Here is a 16500-nt window from a genome sequence, read left to right as displayed (position 1 = left end):
GTCACACCCGACTGCGATACCAGGCGAGCGCCGTCTCTATGATGGTGTCGATATCGGAATGCCTGGGCACCCATCCAAGCTCCCGCTCTGCCTTGCCGGCCGCAGCGACGAGCGCCGGCGGGTCACCGGGTCTGCGGGGACCATAGGCAACGGGAAGTTTGTGTCCGGAAACGCGGCCGACGGCGTCGACCAATTCTTTGACAGTCGTTCCGGTGCCCGTACCGAGGTTGTAGACATGCACGCCTCGGTCCCGCAATAGCTTTTCACCCCCAAGGACATGGGCATGCGCCAGATCACTGACGTGGATGTAGTCGCGGATGGCGGTGCCGTCCCGTGTGTCGAAATCGGTGCCGTTGATGGTAAAGGTCCGACCCGGTTTGATCGCCGCCTCTATGGCGAGCGGAACGACATGTGTCTCAGGTTCGTGCCGTTCGCCGATCTCGCCATCAGGGTCGCAGCCGGCTGCATTGAAATATCGCAGCATCACCGCATTAAGGCCGCGCGCACGCGAGAAATCCTCTACCATCCGCTCGATCATGAATTTCGACCATCCATAGGGATTGATTGGCCACTGCGGATGCTCTTCGTCGATCGGGGTGCGCACCGGAATGCCGTAGGAAGCGCAGGTACTTGAAAAGATCAGCCTGTCGATCCCGGCCTTGAGCATCTCCTCGATGAGCACCAACGTCCCAAAAGTGTTGTTCCGGTAGTAGAGTTCAGGCAATTCGACGGATTCGCCGACGTAAGCATAGGCGGCGAAATGCGCCACCACATCCGGTCGGTACTGGCGCAGTGCTGCCGCCATTGTCTCGGCGTCTGCTATATCGCCCTCGACGAGCGGTCCCCATTTGACCGCTTCACGCCAGCCGCGGGAGAGATTGTCGTAGGTTACCACCGACCAGCCCGCCTCGGCGAAAGCCTTGCAGCAATGCGATCCGATATAACCGGCTCCGCCTGTGACTAGGACAGTGCTCATTCCGCGGCGACCTGCTGTGAGCGGTCCGACGAAAGCAGGTCGTCAAAATAGGCGATCGTTTTGGCAAGCCCGCCCCGCAACTGGACCTTCGGCTTCCAGCCAAGCTCGCGCATGGCGAAGCCAATGTCCGGCTGCCGCTGCCTGGGATCGTCGGCAGGCAAGGGCAAGTATTTTATCGTCGATCGGCTTCCAGTCAGTTCTATGACGAGATTGGCAAGCTCCAGCATCGTAAATTCCGCCGGATTGCCAAGATTGATCGGGCCTGTGATCTCGTCCTTCGTCCCCATCAGACGAACCAGGCCGTCAATGAGGTCGTCGACGTAGCAGAACGAGCGTGTCTGCTGGCCATTGCCATAAACGGTTATCGGCTTGTTCTGCAGCGCCTGCACGACGAAGTTGGAAACGACACGACCGTCATCGGGGTGCATCCTTGGGCCATATGTGTTGAAGATGCGCGCCACCTTGATCCGGAGCTGGTGCTGTCGCCAGTAATCGAAAAACAGGGTCTCGGCGCAGCGTTTGCCCTCGTCGTAGCAAGAGCGCGGTCCTATCGGGTTCACCCGGCCCCAATAATCCTCCTGTTGCGGATGGATCTCGGGATCGCCGTAGACTTCGGAGGTGGAGGCCTGGAGGATCTTTGCGCCGACCCGCTTGGCGAGGCCCAGCATGTTGATCGCGCCATGGACGCTGGTCTTCGTCGTCTGCACCGGATCGAACTGGTAGTGAACCGGACTTGCCGGGCAGGCGAGGTTGTAAATTTCATCGACCTCTATGTAGAGGGGAAAGGTAACGTCGTGGCGGATGATCTCGAAAGACCTGTCGTCAAGCAGGTGCGCGACGGTACTTTTGCGTCCCGTAAAGAAATTATCGACGCAAATAACTTCATGTTTTTCCCGCAAAAGCCGTTCACACAGGAACGATCCGAGGAAGCCTGCACCACCAGTCACTAGGATTCGCTTCGTTTGCATGGCCGATTATCTCGCAGCTAGTTCGGTGACGTTGCCGCCGGCGGAAACCATGGCAAGCACCAGGGCGACGATGCTGTTCTTGAGGACGTCGTTCATGTTCTCGACCCTTCTCCAACGCTTTACGAAGGCGGTCGGATTGCCCGCCGCTTCCATCGCCGGGGAGACGTGGCGCAGCGGTAGGTATAATCTATGGCGTTAGGACCAAAGATTGTTGTCTTTGGACGAAGGTCCTATAATGAACCGGACGTTAGTCTGAGGCAGAGCGAAGTTTCTCAAGCCGTGGCGTTGCCGTTTTGGTCGGCTCAATATCCCTGTACCGGCAGCGGCGCGTCCGGATTGCGCTGGAACCACTCGATATCGCGGGCCACCTGGTCAAGCTGATCCTGGACATCGCGCTGATTGCGGCGGGTATCGTGAAGCTGGTCTTCCAGGTCCTCGATCTGTCGACGCAAATCCGATCTGTCCTGATCCTTTGCCTCCCTGAGTTTCCTTGAAAGGGCGTCTATGTTGGATTCCTTGAATCTTTGGTCGTCCTGCATGGAGCTCAGTTGCGATTGCAGCGAGTGCTGCCGGTTGCCCAGCCCATAGCCCCGCAGGAATCCTGCCGCAGTCGCCGGCGGGCAGACATTGGCATAGGCGCTGCCGGCCTGTCCGCTCGCAAGCCCGCTCATCGGCGTGCAGTAACGGACGAGGCCTGTCTGATAACCCTGATACCAGATCGTCTGGTCGGGCACGATCTTGGCCCTCTCGCAGGATTTGGCGTGGGCGGCGAAGCGCTGTTGCGGATCATATCCCGCCGCCCCATCGGTCTCACCGATGACCCGCCAGTCGGCGGCAATACATTCCTCCTTGGAAAGAGTATTGCAGGAAACCAGAAAAAGGCTGCAGCCGATGGCTGCAAGTAAAAGTAATAAGCGAAACATAGTGATCCATTAGGGCTAAAATAATGGAGCACACCGTAACTGCGAAAATCCCACCTGTCACCGCAGCCATGGCTGGAATCTGGCAATTCTGTGGTTTTTACGTGTCAAAACTACAGCGGCCATCTCCTGCAGATAGTCAGGTCGAATAGGAGGAGGTCGCCGCCTTTCTGAATCAGCCTGCGCAGCGCGATCTGAATGGCGATCTTGCCGTGTTGCGAGGGGACTATTCGGCCGATTGAGCAAAGGTCGGACGAAGATTGCGGTAGCTCGCTCCCGGATGCGGCGCAACGAGCCGTGGCCCGCTACCGCCGAGTTTTTCGCGCAACGTTCCCTGCCGATAATCGGTCTTGTAGACGCCGCGCCTTTGCAGCTCCGGCACCAGCAGATCCACGGCGTCCTCGAAGCTTTCCGGCGTTACGGCATAGGCGAGGTTGAAACCGTCAACGTCGGTATCCTCGATCCATTCCTGCATGAGATCCGCGACCGTCGAAGGCGAGCCGACGAACACCGGCCCGAAGCCGCCGACACCGACCCAATCGGCCATTTCTCGGACCGTCCATTCCTTGCTCGGATCGATCGTCGTGAAGGTCTCTACGGCCGATTGGACAGCATTGGTATGGCGGTGACGCAGCACTTCGTCCGGGCCGAACTGGCCGAAATCGATGCCGGTCCAACCCGAGATCAGCGTCAGCGCGCCTTCGAAAGACGCATAGTTTCGATATTCGTTGAATTTGCGCTGGGCTTCCGCATCCGTCTCGCCGAGGACGACGGTCTGCAGATTGAAGGCAAGTATGTCCCTCGGATTTCGGCCAAGTCGTTCCGCCGCCTGGCGGACATTTGCGACATAGCGCTTCAGCACAGGCTTGGAGGGGGCGGCAACGAAGATGCATTCGGCATGCGCCCCGGCAAAATCCTTGCCGCGGCTGGAGGCGCCAGCCTGATAGAGCACCGGCGTTCTCTGCGGTGACGGCTCGCTCAGGTGAATGCCGGGAACATTGAAATACTTTCCGGAGTGACGGATCGGATGCACTTTTTCCGGATGGGTGAAGATGCCCTTTTCGCGGTCCCGCACGACCGCATCGTCTTCCCAGCTACCTTCCCAGAGCTTGTAGCAGACCTCGAGGTATTCTTCGGCGAGATCATAGCGATCGTCGTGGTTCGTCTGTGCCGGCTGCCCGATGTTGAGCGCGCCGCTGTTCAAATAGGAGGTCACGATATTCCAGCCGACGCGTCCCTTGGTCAGGTGGTCGAGTGTCGAGAGCCGGCGCGCGAACGTGTAGGGATGCTCGAAGGAGAGCGAGGCCGTCAGCCCGAAGCCGAGATGTTCGGTCTCATAAGCCATGGTCGGAATGAGCTGCAGCGGATCGTTGACCGGCACCTGCGCCGAATGGCGAAGCGCGGCATCGACGTTTCCATTCAGCACGTCATAGACGCCGAGCACATCGGCTATGAACAGGCCATCGAATTTGCCGCGTTCCAGCGTCTTTGCCAGATGTACCCAGTAATCGAGATCCTTGTATGTCCAGGACCTGTCCCGCGGGTGCCTCCAAAGCCCTGGCGACTGATGTCCGACGCAATTCATATCGAAGGCGTTCAGCCTGATTTCTCGGGTCATATTGATTCTCCTCGGATTTAAGGATTGCTGCGGCCGAGGCCGTAAGTCAGCGCCAAGGCTCCTACGAGCACGGCACCTTTGATGAAATCCTGCGTGTAATAGGGTGCGTTCAGCATGGTGAGGCCGTTCAGGAGCACGCCGACGAAGACGGCACCGACGATCGTCCCGAGTACGTTGGGGCGGCGCAGATTGAGGACGGCAAAGCCGATCAAAGCTGCCGCAACCGAATCCATCAGCAACGATCCGCCGGAGGAAACGTCACCGCGGCCGACGCGGGCGGCAATGATGATGCCGCCGAGGGACGCCAGCGTGCTGGAGATGACATAGGCAAGGGTCTTCAGCCTCACGGTCGAGGCGCCTGCCAGCCGGGTCGCGATCTCGTTGCCGCCGGTCGCAAACAGTAGCCGGCCGATGCGGGTGCGCTCGGTGAGGACGAAGAGGCCGAACGCGACGGCCAGCGTCAGTACGACGGACACGGGCACCGTGCCCGCAATGCTGTAGCGGCCGATCGTCAGGAAGGCGGGATCATAGGCGCCAGTCGCTTTGGAGCCATCCGGAAGAATGAGCCCGGCGGAGATCGATCGGCCGGCCGTCGGAATAAGTTGCAGACCCGACAATAGAAACATCATTGCAAGCGTCGCCAGCAGATCTGGAACGCGAAGGCGAACGATGAGAATGGCGTTGAGGAGACCGATGATGGCGCCGAAGGCAAGCACCAGCGGCACCGTTGCGAAGGCATTGAGATGCCAGACGATCATCGCATAGCTCGCCGCCATCACGCTCGACGCGGCGACAGCGCCGATCGACAGATCGAAACCGCCGACGGCAAGCGTCACGGTCACGCCGGCGCCGAGGATTGCAACCACGGAGACCGCCTGCAGGATGCTCATCAGATTGCCGATATTGATAAAGGCAGGCTCGGCGGCGGCAAAGCCGATGAGCATCGCCGCAAGAAGGATGAAGACAGCACCGGCCCGCAGGAACGCGCCGATTGCGCTGAGGTTAAAGCTGTCGTTTCCCGGCTGGCGCGTCGCGACCTTGGCTGGTGTGTCATTGTCGATCGTCGTCATGCTGAAATTCCTTGAATGACGGTATTGGCGGCCGCGCTGCCGGAAGCTGGCCGCAACGTGTGGCGTTCCATAACGAGGATCCTGTCGGCCACTTCGTAAGCCTCCTCGGGATCGGATGTTGCGATCAGCGTTGCACGATCCGTGCGGGATCGTATTGCCGCGATGATGTCGCGACGGGCGCCGACATCGACACCCTGGAAAGGCTCATCGAGCAGAAGCAATCGGCTGGGCTCGGCTTCCCATCGTGCGATGACCGTCTTTTGCTGATTTCCGCCGGAAAGCGTCCAGACGGAGGCGAGGGGGCCAGCCGCCTTGATGCCGAGGCGACGGATTGCCTGCTCGGCCTCATATTCCTCGCGGCCGCCGAGCAGGAAACCATGCGGATACCATCTGGCGAGATGCGGCAGGCTGATGGTCGCGGCCAGGGAGTTGCCGGGCCAGGCCGGAGGCATGAGCGAAGAACGGTGACGATCTTCTGCAGCCATGGCTATGCCGGCAGCGATTGCATCCGCCGGCGACCTTGGAAGGTGCGGCTTGCCGTCGAGAAACATTTCACCGCCCGCCAATCGCCCGAGACCGAAGATTGTTGAGAGCAACCGGCTCTTTCCGGCGCCGAGCACGCCGGTAATGGCGACGACTTCACCTTGGCGAAGCGTCAGATCGAAGGGTTCGCTCGTCGGAAGGAGCTGCGCGTCACGTAGCCCGAAGACGATTGGGCCCGTCATCTCTCTGGCATCCGCCTGTGCGACATCCAGCTTCCGGCCGATCATGGTTTCGATTGCGGCAGAAGAATCGATGGGTCGAGCGAAGGCACCGACCACGCGACCGCCCCGCATGACCACTGCGCGATCGGCTATGGCTTCGATATCGGCGGTGCGGTGCGAAATGTAGAGGATGGCGAGCCCTTCGCTGCGGAGCCGCAAGAGGATATCGAAGAGCCGCCGGCTTTCCTGGAGAGACAGGCTCGCCGCCGGTTCATCCAGGATCAGCAGTTCGGCGCGGTGGGCGAGTGCGCGCGCGATCGCCACGAGCTGGCGGTCTGCAGCCGAGAGATCGCCGAAGTCGCGATCGAGGGGAAGAGAGATGTTGGCGGCGTCGAGCATCGCCTGGGCATCGCGCCGAACGCTGCGCCGCGAGACGAAGAAGCGGGTGCCGCGATCGGCAAATTGGTTGAGCATGAGCGCGTCGGCGACGGTCAATCCCGGCGCTCCGATCAGATCTGTGGATTGATGAACCGTGACGATGCCGGCGCGCGCTGCATCCGACGGGCTGCGCGGCTTGAAAGCCTGACCGCTGAAATTGATCGTCCCGCCATCGGCTGCGATCACGCCGGAGAGAATTTTCACCAGTGTTGATTTGCCCGCGCCATTTGCGCCCATCAGCGCGACGATCTCGCCGCGTTCGATCGCCAATCCGGCGCCGGCAAGAGCACGCGTTGCGCCGAAGCTATGCGTTAGATTTTCGATTGTCAGCAGGGGCATCAAACGGCATTCCGGTGAGTTTGGAAGCCTTGATACTGCTCAGCCGAGCCTCGAATCTCCAGGCAAGGCTTTGCTGCCGCGGTCAGCCGAAGGAAACAAAGAATCTAGCAATTTCGCCAAAATCAGATGATTTAATCTACTAAATTTATAGGCTTTATATCTAATAAATTTGCGTCGCTGGAGCTGCCGACCCGTGAGACGACGCATTTGATTGATCAAGAGGATCGCGACAATGAAACCCCTCGCACAGCTCGCTCTGTCTGCCGCTGCCATTCCATTCCTGTTTACGCAAGCTGCTGTTGCCGGAGGCATTGCCGGTGCGCCTGCTCCCTTCGACAAGGGCGGCGTCAAGGTTGCGCTGATTAGCTACATATCGGCAGGCGACTTTTTCCAGGCCTATCAGGCCGGTGCCGAAGCGCAGGCAAAGTCTCTCGACATCGACCTGCGCGTTTTCCCGGGACGGCAAGATGCCGCCGAACAGCGTGAGCAGATTTTGCAGGCCATTAATCTCGGTGTGTCCGGCATCGTCATTGACCATGGCTTGCCGGAATCGCTCGGCGACGTCGTGCAGCAGGCGCTCGACAAGGGCATCAAGGTTGTCGCATTCGACGTCAATCTCAACAATCCGAAAATCCCGCAGGTCGAGCAGAGCGACCACGAGATTGCCGACCTCGCCCTGAAACAGGCCGTCAAGGACAACGGCACCAAGTTCAATGCCGGTTATGTCTATGTCGCGGGCTTTGCACCGCTCGATCGCCGCAACGAGATCTGGGACAAGTTCAAGGCCGAGAATGCGGGCGTCGTTGAAAAGGCCCGTTTCGGCAATGTCAGCGATACGACGGCAACGACCACAGCCGACCAGGCAAAGGCCGCGCTGACGGCCAATCCGGATATCAGCGTCGTCTTTGCGCCCTACGATGAATTTGCCCGCGGGGTAAAGCTTGCCGCTTCCGACCTCGGCATTGCCGGCAAATTGAAGATCTATTCGGCTGATGTATCGACCGCCGATATCCAGGAGATCACCGCGGATGGCAGCCCCTGGGTGGCGACGGTCGCGACCAATCCGGCCGTGGTCGGCGCGGTCTCGGTCCGTGCCGCGGCGCTGCAGATCGCCGGGCAGGATGTTCCCCACCAGATCTCGGTCAAGCCAGCGCTCCTGACCCAGGAGTCGCTGCGGGCAGCCGGCGTCAAGACGATCGAGGAGCTCGCGCAGAAAATCCCGGCTTTCAGCACCAGCGACGCCGCAACCGCAAGCTGGATCCCGGCCAAGCTTTTCTAGGCTCGGCCAGATCGATCTTCCGGTGACGATCGCACGACCGTCATCGGTCTTGTTTCATAGAACGGGAGTTCTCTATCCATGAGCCAGTCCAACGTCCTTTTCGCGACCAATCCGGGCACGACACGCAAGGACCTTTTCGCCAGTGCCATTGAGATATCTGCGGATCTTTCCAAGCGCGCCGCTGAACTCGATCGCGAGGGCCGACCTCCTCTTGCTGAGATTATCAAACTCAAGAAGGCCGGATTGCTGAACGCGCTGCATTCGCGGGAGATCGGCGGCGGCGGGCTGGACTGGGTCGATGGCCTGCGCTTGGTGCGCATACTTGCCAGGGGCGAAAGCTCCATCGGGCAGCTCCTGGGCTATCATTTCGTCAACAGCCAGTACATTTACTGGGCGCTTGATCCCGTGCGCGCCGAGGCGCTCGGCGAAGAGACGGTCGCGGAAAACCTTTATTGGGGAGCCGCCGTCAATCCGCGCGATCCGGGGCTGGTTCTAACACGGCGCGGTAGTGGCTATGTCCTGAACGGGCGGAAAACTTTTTCGACGGCCGCCCACGTCTCCGATTACATCAATGCAAACGCCGCATTGGACGACAAGGTCGTCGGCTTCACCATCCGTACCAACCGGCCGGGCTATATCGCCAATGACGACTGGGACAATTTCGGCCAGCGCCTTTCGGACAGCGGTAGCGTCGATTTCCGCGACTTCCCTGTCTATGCCGAGGATTTTGTCGGCCAGCCAGTCGCGCCGGATGCGGCACCCCCGGTGCTTTCGACCTTCAATACGCCTCTGATCCAGTTGGTCTTCGTCAATTTCTATCTCGGTACAGCCGAAGGGGCATTGCAGGCAGCGCTCGACTATGTGCGCGCGACGACGCGGCCCTGGGTCACGTCAGGCGTCGAGCACGCCGCCGACGATCCCTATATTCTCGAACGTGTCGGAGAATTCACAGCTTCGCTAAAGGCTGCAGCGGCCTTGGCGGACAGTGCTGCCGCAGCCGTTCAAACGGAGCTTGCAAAGGGGCATTCCGTCACCGCCCGCGAACGCGGCGCGGCGGCGGCCGAAGCCTATGCTGCCAAGGTCCACGCGACCAATGTCTCGCTCGACATCACGTCTCGCGTCTTTGAGCTGACAGGCGCGCGCTCAACTGCCGACAAATACCGGTTCGACCGCTTTTGGCGCAATGTGCGCACCCATACGCTTCATGACCCGGTCTTCTACAAAGCCAAGGAAGTCGGCGAATTCGTCTTGAACGACAAGATTCCGGACGTCAGCCTCTATAGCTGATCGGCGGCTCAGCCCTCAACGAAAGCCCCATGCCTAAAGGTAGGCATGGGGCTTTCGTTTGCCCGGGGAGGAATTAGAGAGCACCGTTTTTGGGCGGCAGGACGCCGTTCAGATAATAGTTGCCGACCACATGGTATTTCCAGCGCACGGGATCGTGGAGCGTATGCGTGCGGGCGTTGCGCCAGTGGCGATCGAGATTGAGGCCCGATTGCACGGATGAGGTGCCGGCGAGTTCGAAGAGGGTATTGGAAGCCTCGATGGCGATCTCCGTCGTCAACACCTTTGCTGCGGCAACGGCGATCGTCGCCTCGACGACCCTCTCTTCAGTCGTTTCGATTTGGGCAGCATCGACCTTGGTGCCGGCGCGTTCGACCTGTGCGGCTGCAGCCTCGAGCTTGATCGCGATCTGGCCGACCTTAGCGATCGTGAGTGGATCGTCCGACGCTTTGTCCACGCCGCTATCCATCCAGGGGCGGGACTTGGTGCGCACGAAGCTGATCGTCTCGGCGAAGGCGGCCCGCGCAAGACCGAGATCGACGCCGGCATGGATGATCTGGCCGACCGAGCCGATCGTCGTCGGACGTTCGAACCCCTTGTGATGGCGCACGACCGCGTCGGCGCTGACGTAAACATTATTGAGAACAGTCGTGCCGCTGCCCGTCGTGCGTTGACCGAAGCCGTCCCAGTCGTCGACGATTTCTATGCCTTCCGTCCCCTTCGGCACGAAAGCCATGACCAACCGGTCATCCGCATCAAGCGCGAAAACTGTGATCCAATCGGCAAAAAGCACGCCGGTCGAATAATATTTCCTTCCATTCAAGCGGTAACCGGAGCCGTCACCCACTATCCGGGTGTTGTAGTGACCAACCGTTTTCGTTCCGCGCTCCGACAACGCATTACCGAAGCGGTCGCCGGCGAGCGCGCGGCCAAAGAAAAAGCGCTTCTGCTCTTCGGTTCCGTCCGTTCGCAGCGCCTCCAGAATGTAGAAATGGTTTTGAGGAATCTGGCCGATGGAGCCGTCAGCCTCGGCGATGATCGCCGTCACCTCCGCGAGCACCGAATTCGACACGTCCAGCCCCCCATATTCGGCGGGCACGGCAATTGCGAGAAGCCCCGACTGTGACAGTTGATCGAGCTCGTCGAAAGGCAGAATGCGATCAGCATCCCGCCGGGCGGCGCTCGCGGCGAACCGACCGGCGAGTGTGCGGGCCGCCGCAATCGCCTCTTCGTCGCTTTCCAATCGAGTGGGCACAAGACGGGTAGGCGCTATGCGTCCCGTTATTACGGTCATGGGGGCCTCCTTGAAATAACGGGTAATAGGTGCGCGAAGTCAGCGCATTTCTTAAGGCGGTAATTTCTATAGTTTTAATGCAATTTGGAAAGTCTTGCTCCGGCGGCATGTGTTCGACACGTTGAGCGGCGCAATGGAGCACGATGGGGCAGGCCATCGAGATTGCGCGAACTCTCTTGCGATCCGTGCGCCCCTTGGCAGGACGTTGAGAAAGCATCAAGCTTCGCGCGCCTGGTTCCGCTCGCGGCATGCCGTTGCTTCGATTGCACTCACCTGAACCATCTTCTTCCGCGATTTGCAGATAAAATAGAACACTAATTCTATGTATTAAGCGTGAAGCTTCATACCCTCGGCAAATCTTGCATCGAGGGTCTGACATGAGCACTACGAAAAGGTTTGGGGTCGCAAGGCTGCTGGGCGCGCAATCGCTTATTCTGGAGACATCCCGATGAGCTCCGCTCCCGAAAAGGTCAATGTTCTGTGGTTTTTGCCAACCCACGGCGATAGCCGCTATCTCGGCACCTCGTTCGGCGGGCGGAATGTGGATCTCGCCTATTTGAAGCAAGTGGCCCAAGCAGCGGATTCGCTTGGATATTACGGTGTGCTGATCCCGACCGGCAAAAGCTGCGAGGATAGTTGGGTGGTTGCCTCAGCGCTGGCGCCGCTGACGGAGAAGCTGCGCTATCTGATTGCCGTGAGGCCAGGTCTGCTTTCGCCGACGCTCGCCGCGCGTATGACGGCGACGCTCGACCGCATCTCGGAGGGCCGGCTTCTGATCAATGTCGTCACAGGTGGCGATCCCGTCGAGAACAAGGGCGATGGCATCCACTATGCGCATAGCGAGCGTTACGAGATCACGGAGGAATTTCTCCACATCTACAAGGCGCTGCTGCGTGGCGAGACGGTGAACCATAAGGGAAAGCATTTCGACATTGAAAACGGTTCGGTTCTCTATCCTTCGTATCAGACGCCGCACCCGCCGCTTTATTTCGGTGGCTCTTCCGGCATCGGGCAGGAAATCGCCGCCCGCACTATCGACAAGTACCTGACATGGGGAGAGCCGCCGGAAGAGGTGGCGAAGAAAATCGCCGAGGTGCGAGCGCTGGCGGACAGGGAGGGCCGAGAGGTTACTTTCGGTATCCGGCTGCACGTTATCGTGCGTGAGACGGCCGCAGCGGCATGGCAGGCGGCTGAAGACCTCATTCAATTTCTGGACGACGAGACGATCGCCAAGGCACAGAAAGTGTTCGAGCGAATGGATTCCGTCGGCCAAAACCGCATGAGCCGCTTGCATGGCGGTCAGCGAGACAAGCTCGAGGTCAGTCCAAATCTATGGGCAGGTGTCGGCCTGGTCAGAGGCGGCGCAGGCACCGCGCTCGTCGGCGACCCGGATCAGATAAAGCAGCGGATGGAAGAATACCGCGAGATCGGCATCGATACCTTCATCATGTCGGGCTATCCGCATCTGGAGGAGGCCTATCGCTTCGGCGAACTGGTTCTGCCTCATCTGCCACTTGCCCATCCCGTCAAGGCCGCAAGTTCATTGGTCAATACCGGTCCATTTGGCGAGACCATCGCCGGTGATCACAAGCCGGCATTCAAAAGGCAGTAAGGCGGGACGGGAAGAGGTCGTAGAACTGCGGTTGGACGAACCGCCGGCCGAGTCCGAAACTGCATCGGACCTCGCTCGCCGGCGGCCGCCAAAATGCTTGTGGTCGCCCATGAAGTCAGTGGATGTCACACAACCGAATATTGAGCTTCGAGGAAAAATGTCTATTTTTCCGTGCTGAAAAATGTGGGCGCAAAGTCGAACCCCAGGATTTTGCGAGGCTTCCGCTTCGCCCTTGCTTTGCGGATGCCTACGCAACCACTCGGAGTTTCAGGCTGACAATGATCACATCCCCGACGATACAGCTTCCCCAGAGAGCTCTCATGCTTGCTCAGGGCGTGATTTCAACGCCGAAAATCAGCTACTTCTCGTTGCTGATAGTGATCGGCCTGACCGTTTTCATGGCGGTTTATGAAGTGCCGGGCATCCTGAGGGATTGGGTGATCAATCAAAATCCCGTCATGCTTGATAGCGGGGATATTCGCGACGGAAAATGCTCGACCCAAAAGGGCTTCTTCACCACCTGCTCGGCTCATCTCAACTATACGTACAATGCTCAGACCTATGACAAGGATGTCGAGATCATGTTTGTCGACCTCCATGTCGGTGATTATGAAACGAATCTCGTCATTTCCGGGGACCACCCGGATTTGGCGACCCTTAGCCTCGGCATTGATATGCTCTGGAACCGAATCATAACGCTTGTCGTTTTCGTTGCTGTTCTCGGCGGTGCCTCCATCACCATAATTTTTCAGATCTTGCGCGCCATGCGTGTCCGCGGGCAACTGCGCCATCCCGCTCAACTCGTGCCGGTCCCGGTGGAAATCACGGCATTCGATCGGCGGCGCGAGCGATTGGCGGTGACTTATGCGGATAAGATAGCCGGCCGAAAGACCGGACGAACGGCGCAGACACAATTCGAGCCCGGGCAGGAACCTCTGCTCATCGGCGAAAAGGGTGGCAAGGCCGTGGCACTCGCCGTGTGGCATGGAGGCACGGCTCTACCGGTGCTTCTCGATGAGCGTCTGGAGCGGATTGATATGGCGGCGGAAGAGCGAGCAAAAGCCCTTGCGCCGCTGGTTGCCGAACTCGGCGGGCGTCCACCGCAGCTCCTCGCGCAGAGAAAGAAAGGGCCGACCATCTGGGTGCGGTTCGCCAGATTCTTCCTCGTCGTGCTGCTGATCGTCGGCTGCGTTTTTGGCTATTGGCTCTGGTATGTGACCAGTGCGGATTCGCAGTTCACTTCGCCTGCCATGGATCTCAACAATATGATGCCGGCTCCCCTTAACCGATGGGGGTGCGATCAGCTCAAGAAGCGTTTCGGTGATCAACGGGCGCCTTTCGGATGCACCGCTTCAGACTACACGAGCTGGAAGTGATGGATTGAATTCTACCTGACGCGGGCTCCCTAAGAGCTCGCGTTTATCTCGGCATGATGTCCATTCGCCGCCAGTCGAGCACGACAAACGAATATCCAAAGGGCGGCTCTAGCCGTCTACTTGGCAAATGAGGTTTGTGGGTCGACGCCTAGTCAGAATTATCCATTTTTTTCGTGCCATATCCATATTGCGCAACAAGGGCGGTGCGGGATGGCATGCACAGCATTCTATTAAACTTTTCAAGGGTTAATGCACCTGCAGCACCGACCCTCGGATATCCGGACGCTGAGCGCTGTAGTCTCCGCTCGAATGAGTCGCGCGGCTCTCCCAATGAGAACTGACCGGATGGATGGCAGTTCTCGTTGCAGCCACGAGGATCTCCATGAAGCTGCCCTTACTTTCGCGCAATGCCTCCCATGTCGAGTGGCAGCCGGAGGGCGCCCTCACGGCAGCCAAGTCGGTGGTTTCCACGAGCGCCAATCCGATCGACATGCCGAAACTCGCCGAGACCGCCCCGCGCGACAAACGCCACTCCTCGTTGGAGGGATATATCCGCTCCATCGGCCGGCACTATGTCGCCGCTGTGATTGTCATGACGATGCTGATCGGTGCGACGTATCAGACCGTCGAGATCGCACTCGATCGCCATTCGCTGCAGCAGGACATCAGCTATCTTACTGGGCGCCAGTTCATCCGCTTTCAGCAGCTTGCCAATCAGACGCGCGCCGTTATGAGCGCCTCGATCAACCCGGACATGCCTGAATACATCATCGAGCCGATGGTTGAGGACGTTCGAAAGGCAATCGGCGACATCCGCGCCATGAGCGGACAGCTAAATGAGCTGCATGACAGGTTGGAACGGAATCTGCTTGAGAAGCTCAATCCGCGCGATGTCGCATCGGAAAAGATGCGGGTCGAACTTGCAGGGCGACTGGAGGATTTTCTCGAACGGGCCGACAGGGTCGTGTCGACAAAATTGGAAGACAGGCGTCAGCGCTATTCCTTCTGGGGGCCGATCGACTTTGCGGCGTCTTCAGATAGCTTCCTCATGCGTCGGTTCAGCGAGTTGATCGACAGTTCGCATGATCGCAGCGATGGAAGCATAGATCATGCGCGCCTGATCAGCGCGGTGCTCCTTGCCCTGACAGCCACGGCGCTCATTCTGGCGACTGCTGTCCTCTTTATGCCGCTTCTGAAGAAGCTTCGCAACGAGCACCGGCGAACCATGGATTTCGAGACCAGGTTAACCCATCAAGCCCACACCGATGCGCTTACCAGTCTCAACAACCGCTCTTCCTTCAATGAAGCGCTGAACCAGTCTTTTGTGTCGCTCGCCCAAACCGGTACGGGCTTTTCGATGCTGCTGGTCGATCTCGATCATTTCAAGGGCGTCAACGACAGCTCGGGGCATCCGGCGGGTGACGCGGTCCTGCGCCATGTCGCTCACACGCTTAAAGGAACGTTTCGTTCCACCGATATCGTGGCGCGGCTTGGTGGCGACGAGTTTGCCATTCTGCTCCCCGGGCTTTCCGATCTTACGCCGCTGGAAGCGCTCGCCAAGCGCGCGGTTACTGCGATTGCAACGGAATTTCGTTTCGACGGCCGGGTTCTACCGGTCTCAGCCAGCATAGGCGGAGCGGTTGTACCGACGCATGCCGCAGAGGAAGCAACGCTGATGCGCGTTGCCGATCTGGCGCTTTATGCCGCCAAAGCCAAGCGCAATACCGCAGTGATCTTCGACGAAGCATCCCTTGCACAACGTCTTGAGGAGAACCAACTAGCAGCCGCCCTGGCCTTCGCCGCTGACCGCAACGAATTCGTGGTCCACTATCAGCAGAAGGTGAATGTTGAATCCGGAGAACATCTGGGCTTCGAGGCGCTGGTGCGCTGGCATCATCCTCGGCTCGGCATCCTCCCGCCGGGGCGCTTTCTGCCGCTCATGGAGGGATCCCATTTCATCAGCAGCATGACGCGTTGCGTGGTCAATATAGTCGCACAGGACCTCAAGGCATGGAAGATTGCCGGGCTGCGTCCTGGATCAGTGGCCGTCAACCTTCCGGAGGTCCTGCTGGTCGGTGGCGACGGCTATGATCTCATTGCTGCGGCGATCAAAACCAACGAGCTCGAATGGGCCGATTTTGCCGTCGAAGTGACTGAGGATGTGTTCCTCAATCGTGGCTCCAGCCAGATATTGGAGACGATCACTCGCTTTCGAAAACGAGGCATGTCGGTGTCTCTGGATGATTTCGGCACCGGCTTCGCGTCACTCGTGCATTTACGTGACTTTCCATTTGATGAACTGAAAATCGACCGCAGTTTCGTTGCCCATCTCGGTAGCGATGTCCGATCGGAGCAGATCGTGCGGGCGATGATCGATCTTGCCCGCAGTCTCGGCAAGCGCTGTGTCGCGGAAGGCATCGAAACCGAAACGCAGCGCGATTTCCTTCTGCGCGCCGGCTGCGAGATCGGTCAGGGCTATCTGTTTGCCAAGCCCGAACCCGCCTCGGCGGCGGTTGACCGCCTGACTGTCTCTGACCGGGGCACGCCCATCGCACCGCTGCGTAAGCGGCGGATCGTAGCGTAACTTTCAAAAGGACTTCCGCATTTGGCGGATCGAACGAC

General features: G+C 59.2%; 12 protein-coding genes. 5 read left to right on the top strand and 7 right to left on the bottom strand.

What is annotated here, in order from left to right:
• Window position 1: 1 nt before the first annotated feature.
• The 6 genes from galE to PH547_RS28595 all read right to left on the bottom strand — a co-directional run bounded on the left by galE (window position 2) and on the right by PH547_RS28595 (window position 7033).
• A complete protein-coding gene (gene galE, locus PH547_RS28620) occupies window positions 2-976 on the bottom strand; it encodes a UDP-glucose 4-epimerase GalE (RefSeq protein WP_285170059.1) in 975 nt (324 codons plus the stop codon).
• Window positions 973-1944 (bottom strand): UDP-glucuronic acid decarboxylase family protein, encoded by a 972-nt coding sequence (locus tag PH547_RS28615; protein ID WP_285170058.1) that lies wholly within the window; start codon window positions 1942-1944, stop codon window positions 973-975. Before PH547_RS28615 ends, galE begins: the two co-directional genes overlap by 4 nt.
• Window positions 1945-2246: 302 nt before the next feature.
• Window positions 2247-2867 (bottom strand): DUF2799 domain-containing protein, encoded by a 621-nt coding sequence (locus PH547_RS28610; protein WP_285170057.1) that lies wholly within the window; start codon window positions 2865-2867, stop codon window positions 2247-2249.
• A gap of 223 nt (window positions 2868-3090) precedes the next feature.
• On the bottom strand, window positions 3091-4482 hold the full coding sequence (locus tag PH547_RS28605; protein WP_285170056.1) for an LLM class flavin-dependent oxidoreductase: 1392 nt from the start codon (window positions 4480-4482) through the stop codon (window positions 3091-3093).
• Window positions 4483-4499: 17 nt separating this feature from the next.
• A complete protein-coding gene (locus tag PH547_RS28600) occupies window positions 4500-5552 on the bottom strand; it encodes an ABC transporter permease (protein WP_285170055.1) in 1053 nt (350 codons plus the stop codon).
• Complete coding sequence (locus tag PH547_RS28595; RefSeq protein ID WP_285170054.1) at window positions 5549-7033, bottom strand: sugar ABC transporter ATP-binding protein; 1485 nt, start codon at window positions 7031-7033, stop codon at window positions 5549-5551. Before PH547_RS28595 ends, PH547_RS28600 begins: the two co-directional genes overlap by 4 nt.
• A gap of 232 nt (window positions 7034-7265) precedes the next feature.
• On the opposite strand from PH547_RS28595, the gene PH547_RS28590 reads away from it, so the two are divergent.
• Both PH547_RS28590 and PH547_RS28585 read left to right on the top strand, forming a co-directional pair.
• Window positions 7266-8312, top strand: coding sequence for a substrate-binding domain-containing protein (locus PH547_RS28590; RefSeq protein ID WP_285170053.1), 1047 nt, complete (start codon window positions 7266-7268; stop codon window positions 8310-8312).
• A gap of 78 nt (window positions 8313-8390) precedes the next feature.
• Window positions 8391-9599, top strand: coding sequence for an acyl-CoA dehydrogenase family protein (locus PH547_RS28585; protein ID WP_285170052.1), 1209 nt, complete (start codon window positions 8391-8393; stop codon window positions 9597-9599).
• Window positions 9600-9672: 73 nt separating this feature from the next.
• Here the strand turns inward: PH547_RS28585 and PH547_RS28580 are convergent, their stop codons facing one another.
• Entirely contained in the window at window positions 9673-10890 is a 1218-nt protein-coding gene (locus PH547_RS28580; protein WP_285170051.1) for an SfnB family sulfur acquisition oxidoreductase, read from the bottom strand.
• A gap of 448 nt (window positions 10891-11338) precedes the next feature.
• Here PH547_RS28580 and ssuD point away from each other — a divergent pair, with 448 nt between their 5' ends.
• The 3 genes from ssuD to PH547_RS28565 all read left to right on the top strand — a co-directional run bounded on the left by ssuD (window position 11339) and on the right by PH547_RS28565 (window position 16462).
• Window positions 11339-12502 carry an FMNH2-dependent alkanesulfonate monooxygenase gene (ssuD, locus tag PH547_RS28575; protein WP_260304369.1) on the top strand — a complete coding sequence of 388 codons (1164 nt, stop codon included), beginning with the start codon at window positions 11339-11341 and terminating at the stop codon, window positions 12500-12502.
• 320 nt (window positions 12503-12822) lie between these two features.
• Window positions 12823-13878 (top strand): hypothetical protein, encoded by a 1056-nt coding sequence (locus PH547_RS28570; protein WP_285170050.1) that lies wholly within the window; start codon window positions 12823-12825, stop codon window positions 13876-13878.
• 490 nt (window positions 13879-14368) lie between these two features.
• A complete protein-coding gene (locus tag PH547_RS28565) occupies window positions 14369-16462 on the top strand; it encodes a putative bifunctional diguanylate cyclase/phosphodiesterase (RefSeq protein ID WP_285170102.1) in 2094 nt (697 codons plus the stop codon).
• The last annotated feature ends 38 nt before the right edge of the window (window positions 16463-16500 follow it).

Source organism: Rhizobium cerradonense (assembly GCF_030182455.1).
GTDB lineage: Bacteria > Pseudomonadota > Alphaproteobacteria > Rhizobiales > Rhizobiaceae > Rhizobium.
The sequence above is the reverse complement of the archived record's forward strand: the minus strand, read 5'-3'. Positions and strand labels throughout refer to the sequence as shown.

Coding starts and splice junctions, on each gene's coding strand:
- PH547_RS28585 (WP_285170052.1), top strand. CDS start 8,391: ATGAGCCAGTCCAACGTCCTTTTCGCGACCAATCCGGGCACGACACGC.
- ssuD (WP_260304369.1), top strand. CDS start 11,339: ATGAGCTCCGCTCCCGAAAAGGTCAATGTTCTGTGGTTTTTGCCAACC.
- PH547_RS28605 (WP_285170056.1), bottom strand. CDS start 4,482: ATGACCCGAGAAATCAGGCTGAACGCCTTCGATATGAATTGCGTCGGA.
- PH547_RS28565 (WP_285170102.1), top strand. CDS start 14,369: ATGCCGAAACTCGCCGAGACCGCCCCGCGCGACAAACGCCACTCCTCG.
- PH547_RS28580 (WP_285170051.1), bottom strand. CDS start 10,890: ATGACCGTAATAACGGGACGCATAGCGCCTACCCGTCTTGTGCCCACT.
- PH547_RS28600 (WP_285170055.1), bottom strand. CDS start 5,552: ATGACGACGATCGACAATGACACACCAGCCAAGGTCGCGACGCGCCAG.
- PH547_RS28615 (WP_285170058.1), bottom strand. CDS start 1,944: ATGCAAACGAAGCGAATCCTAGTGACTGGTGGTGCAGGCTTCCTCGGA.
- galE (WP_285170059.1), bottom strand. CDS start 976: ATGAGCACTGTCCTAGTCACAGGCGGAGCCGGTTATATCGGATCGCAT.
- PH547_RS28595 (WP_285170054.1), bottom strand. CDS start 7,033: ATGCCCCTGCTGACAATCGAAAATCTAACGCATAGCTTCGGCGCAACG.
- PH547_RS28570 (WP_285170050.1), top strand. CDS start 12,823: ATGCTTGCTCAGGGCGTGATTTCAACGCCGAAAATCAGCTACTTCTCG.
- PH547_RS28590 (WP_285170053.1), top strand. CDS start 7,266: ATGAAACCCCTCGCACAGCTCGCTCTGTCTGCCGCTGCCATTCCATTC.
- PH547_RS28610 (WP_285170057.1), bottom strand. CDS start 2,867: ATGTTTCGCTTATTACTTTTACTTGCAGCCATCGGCTGCAGCCTTTTT.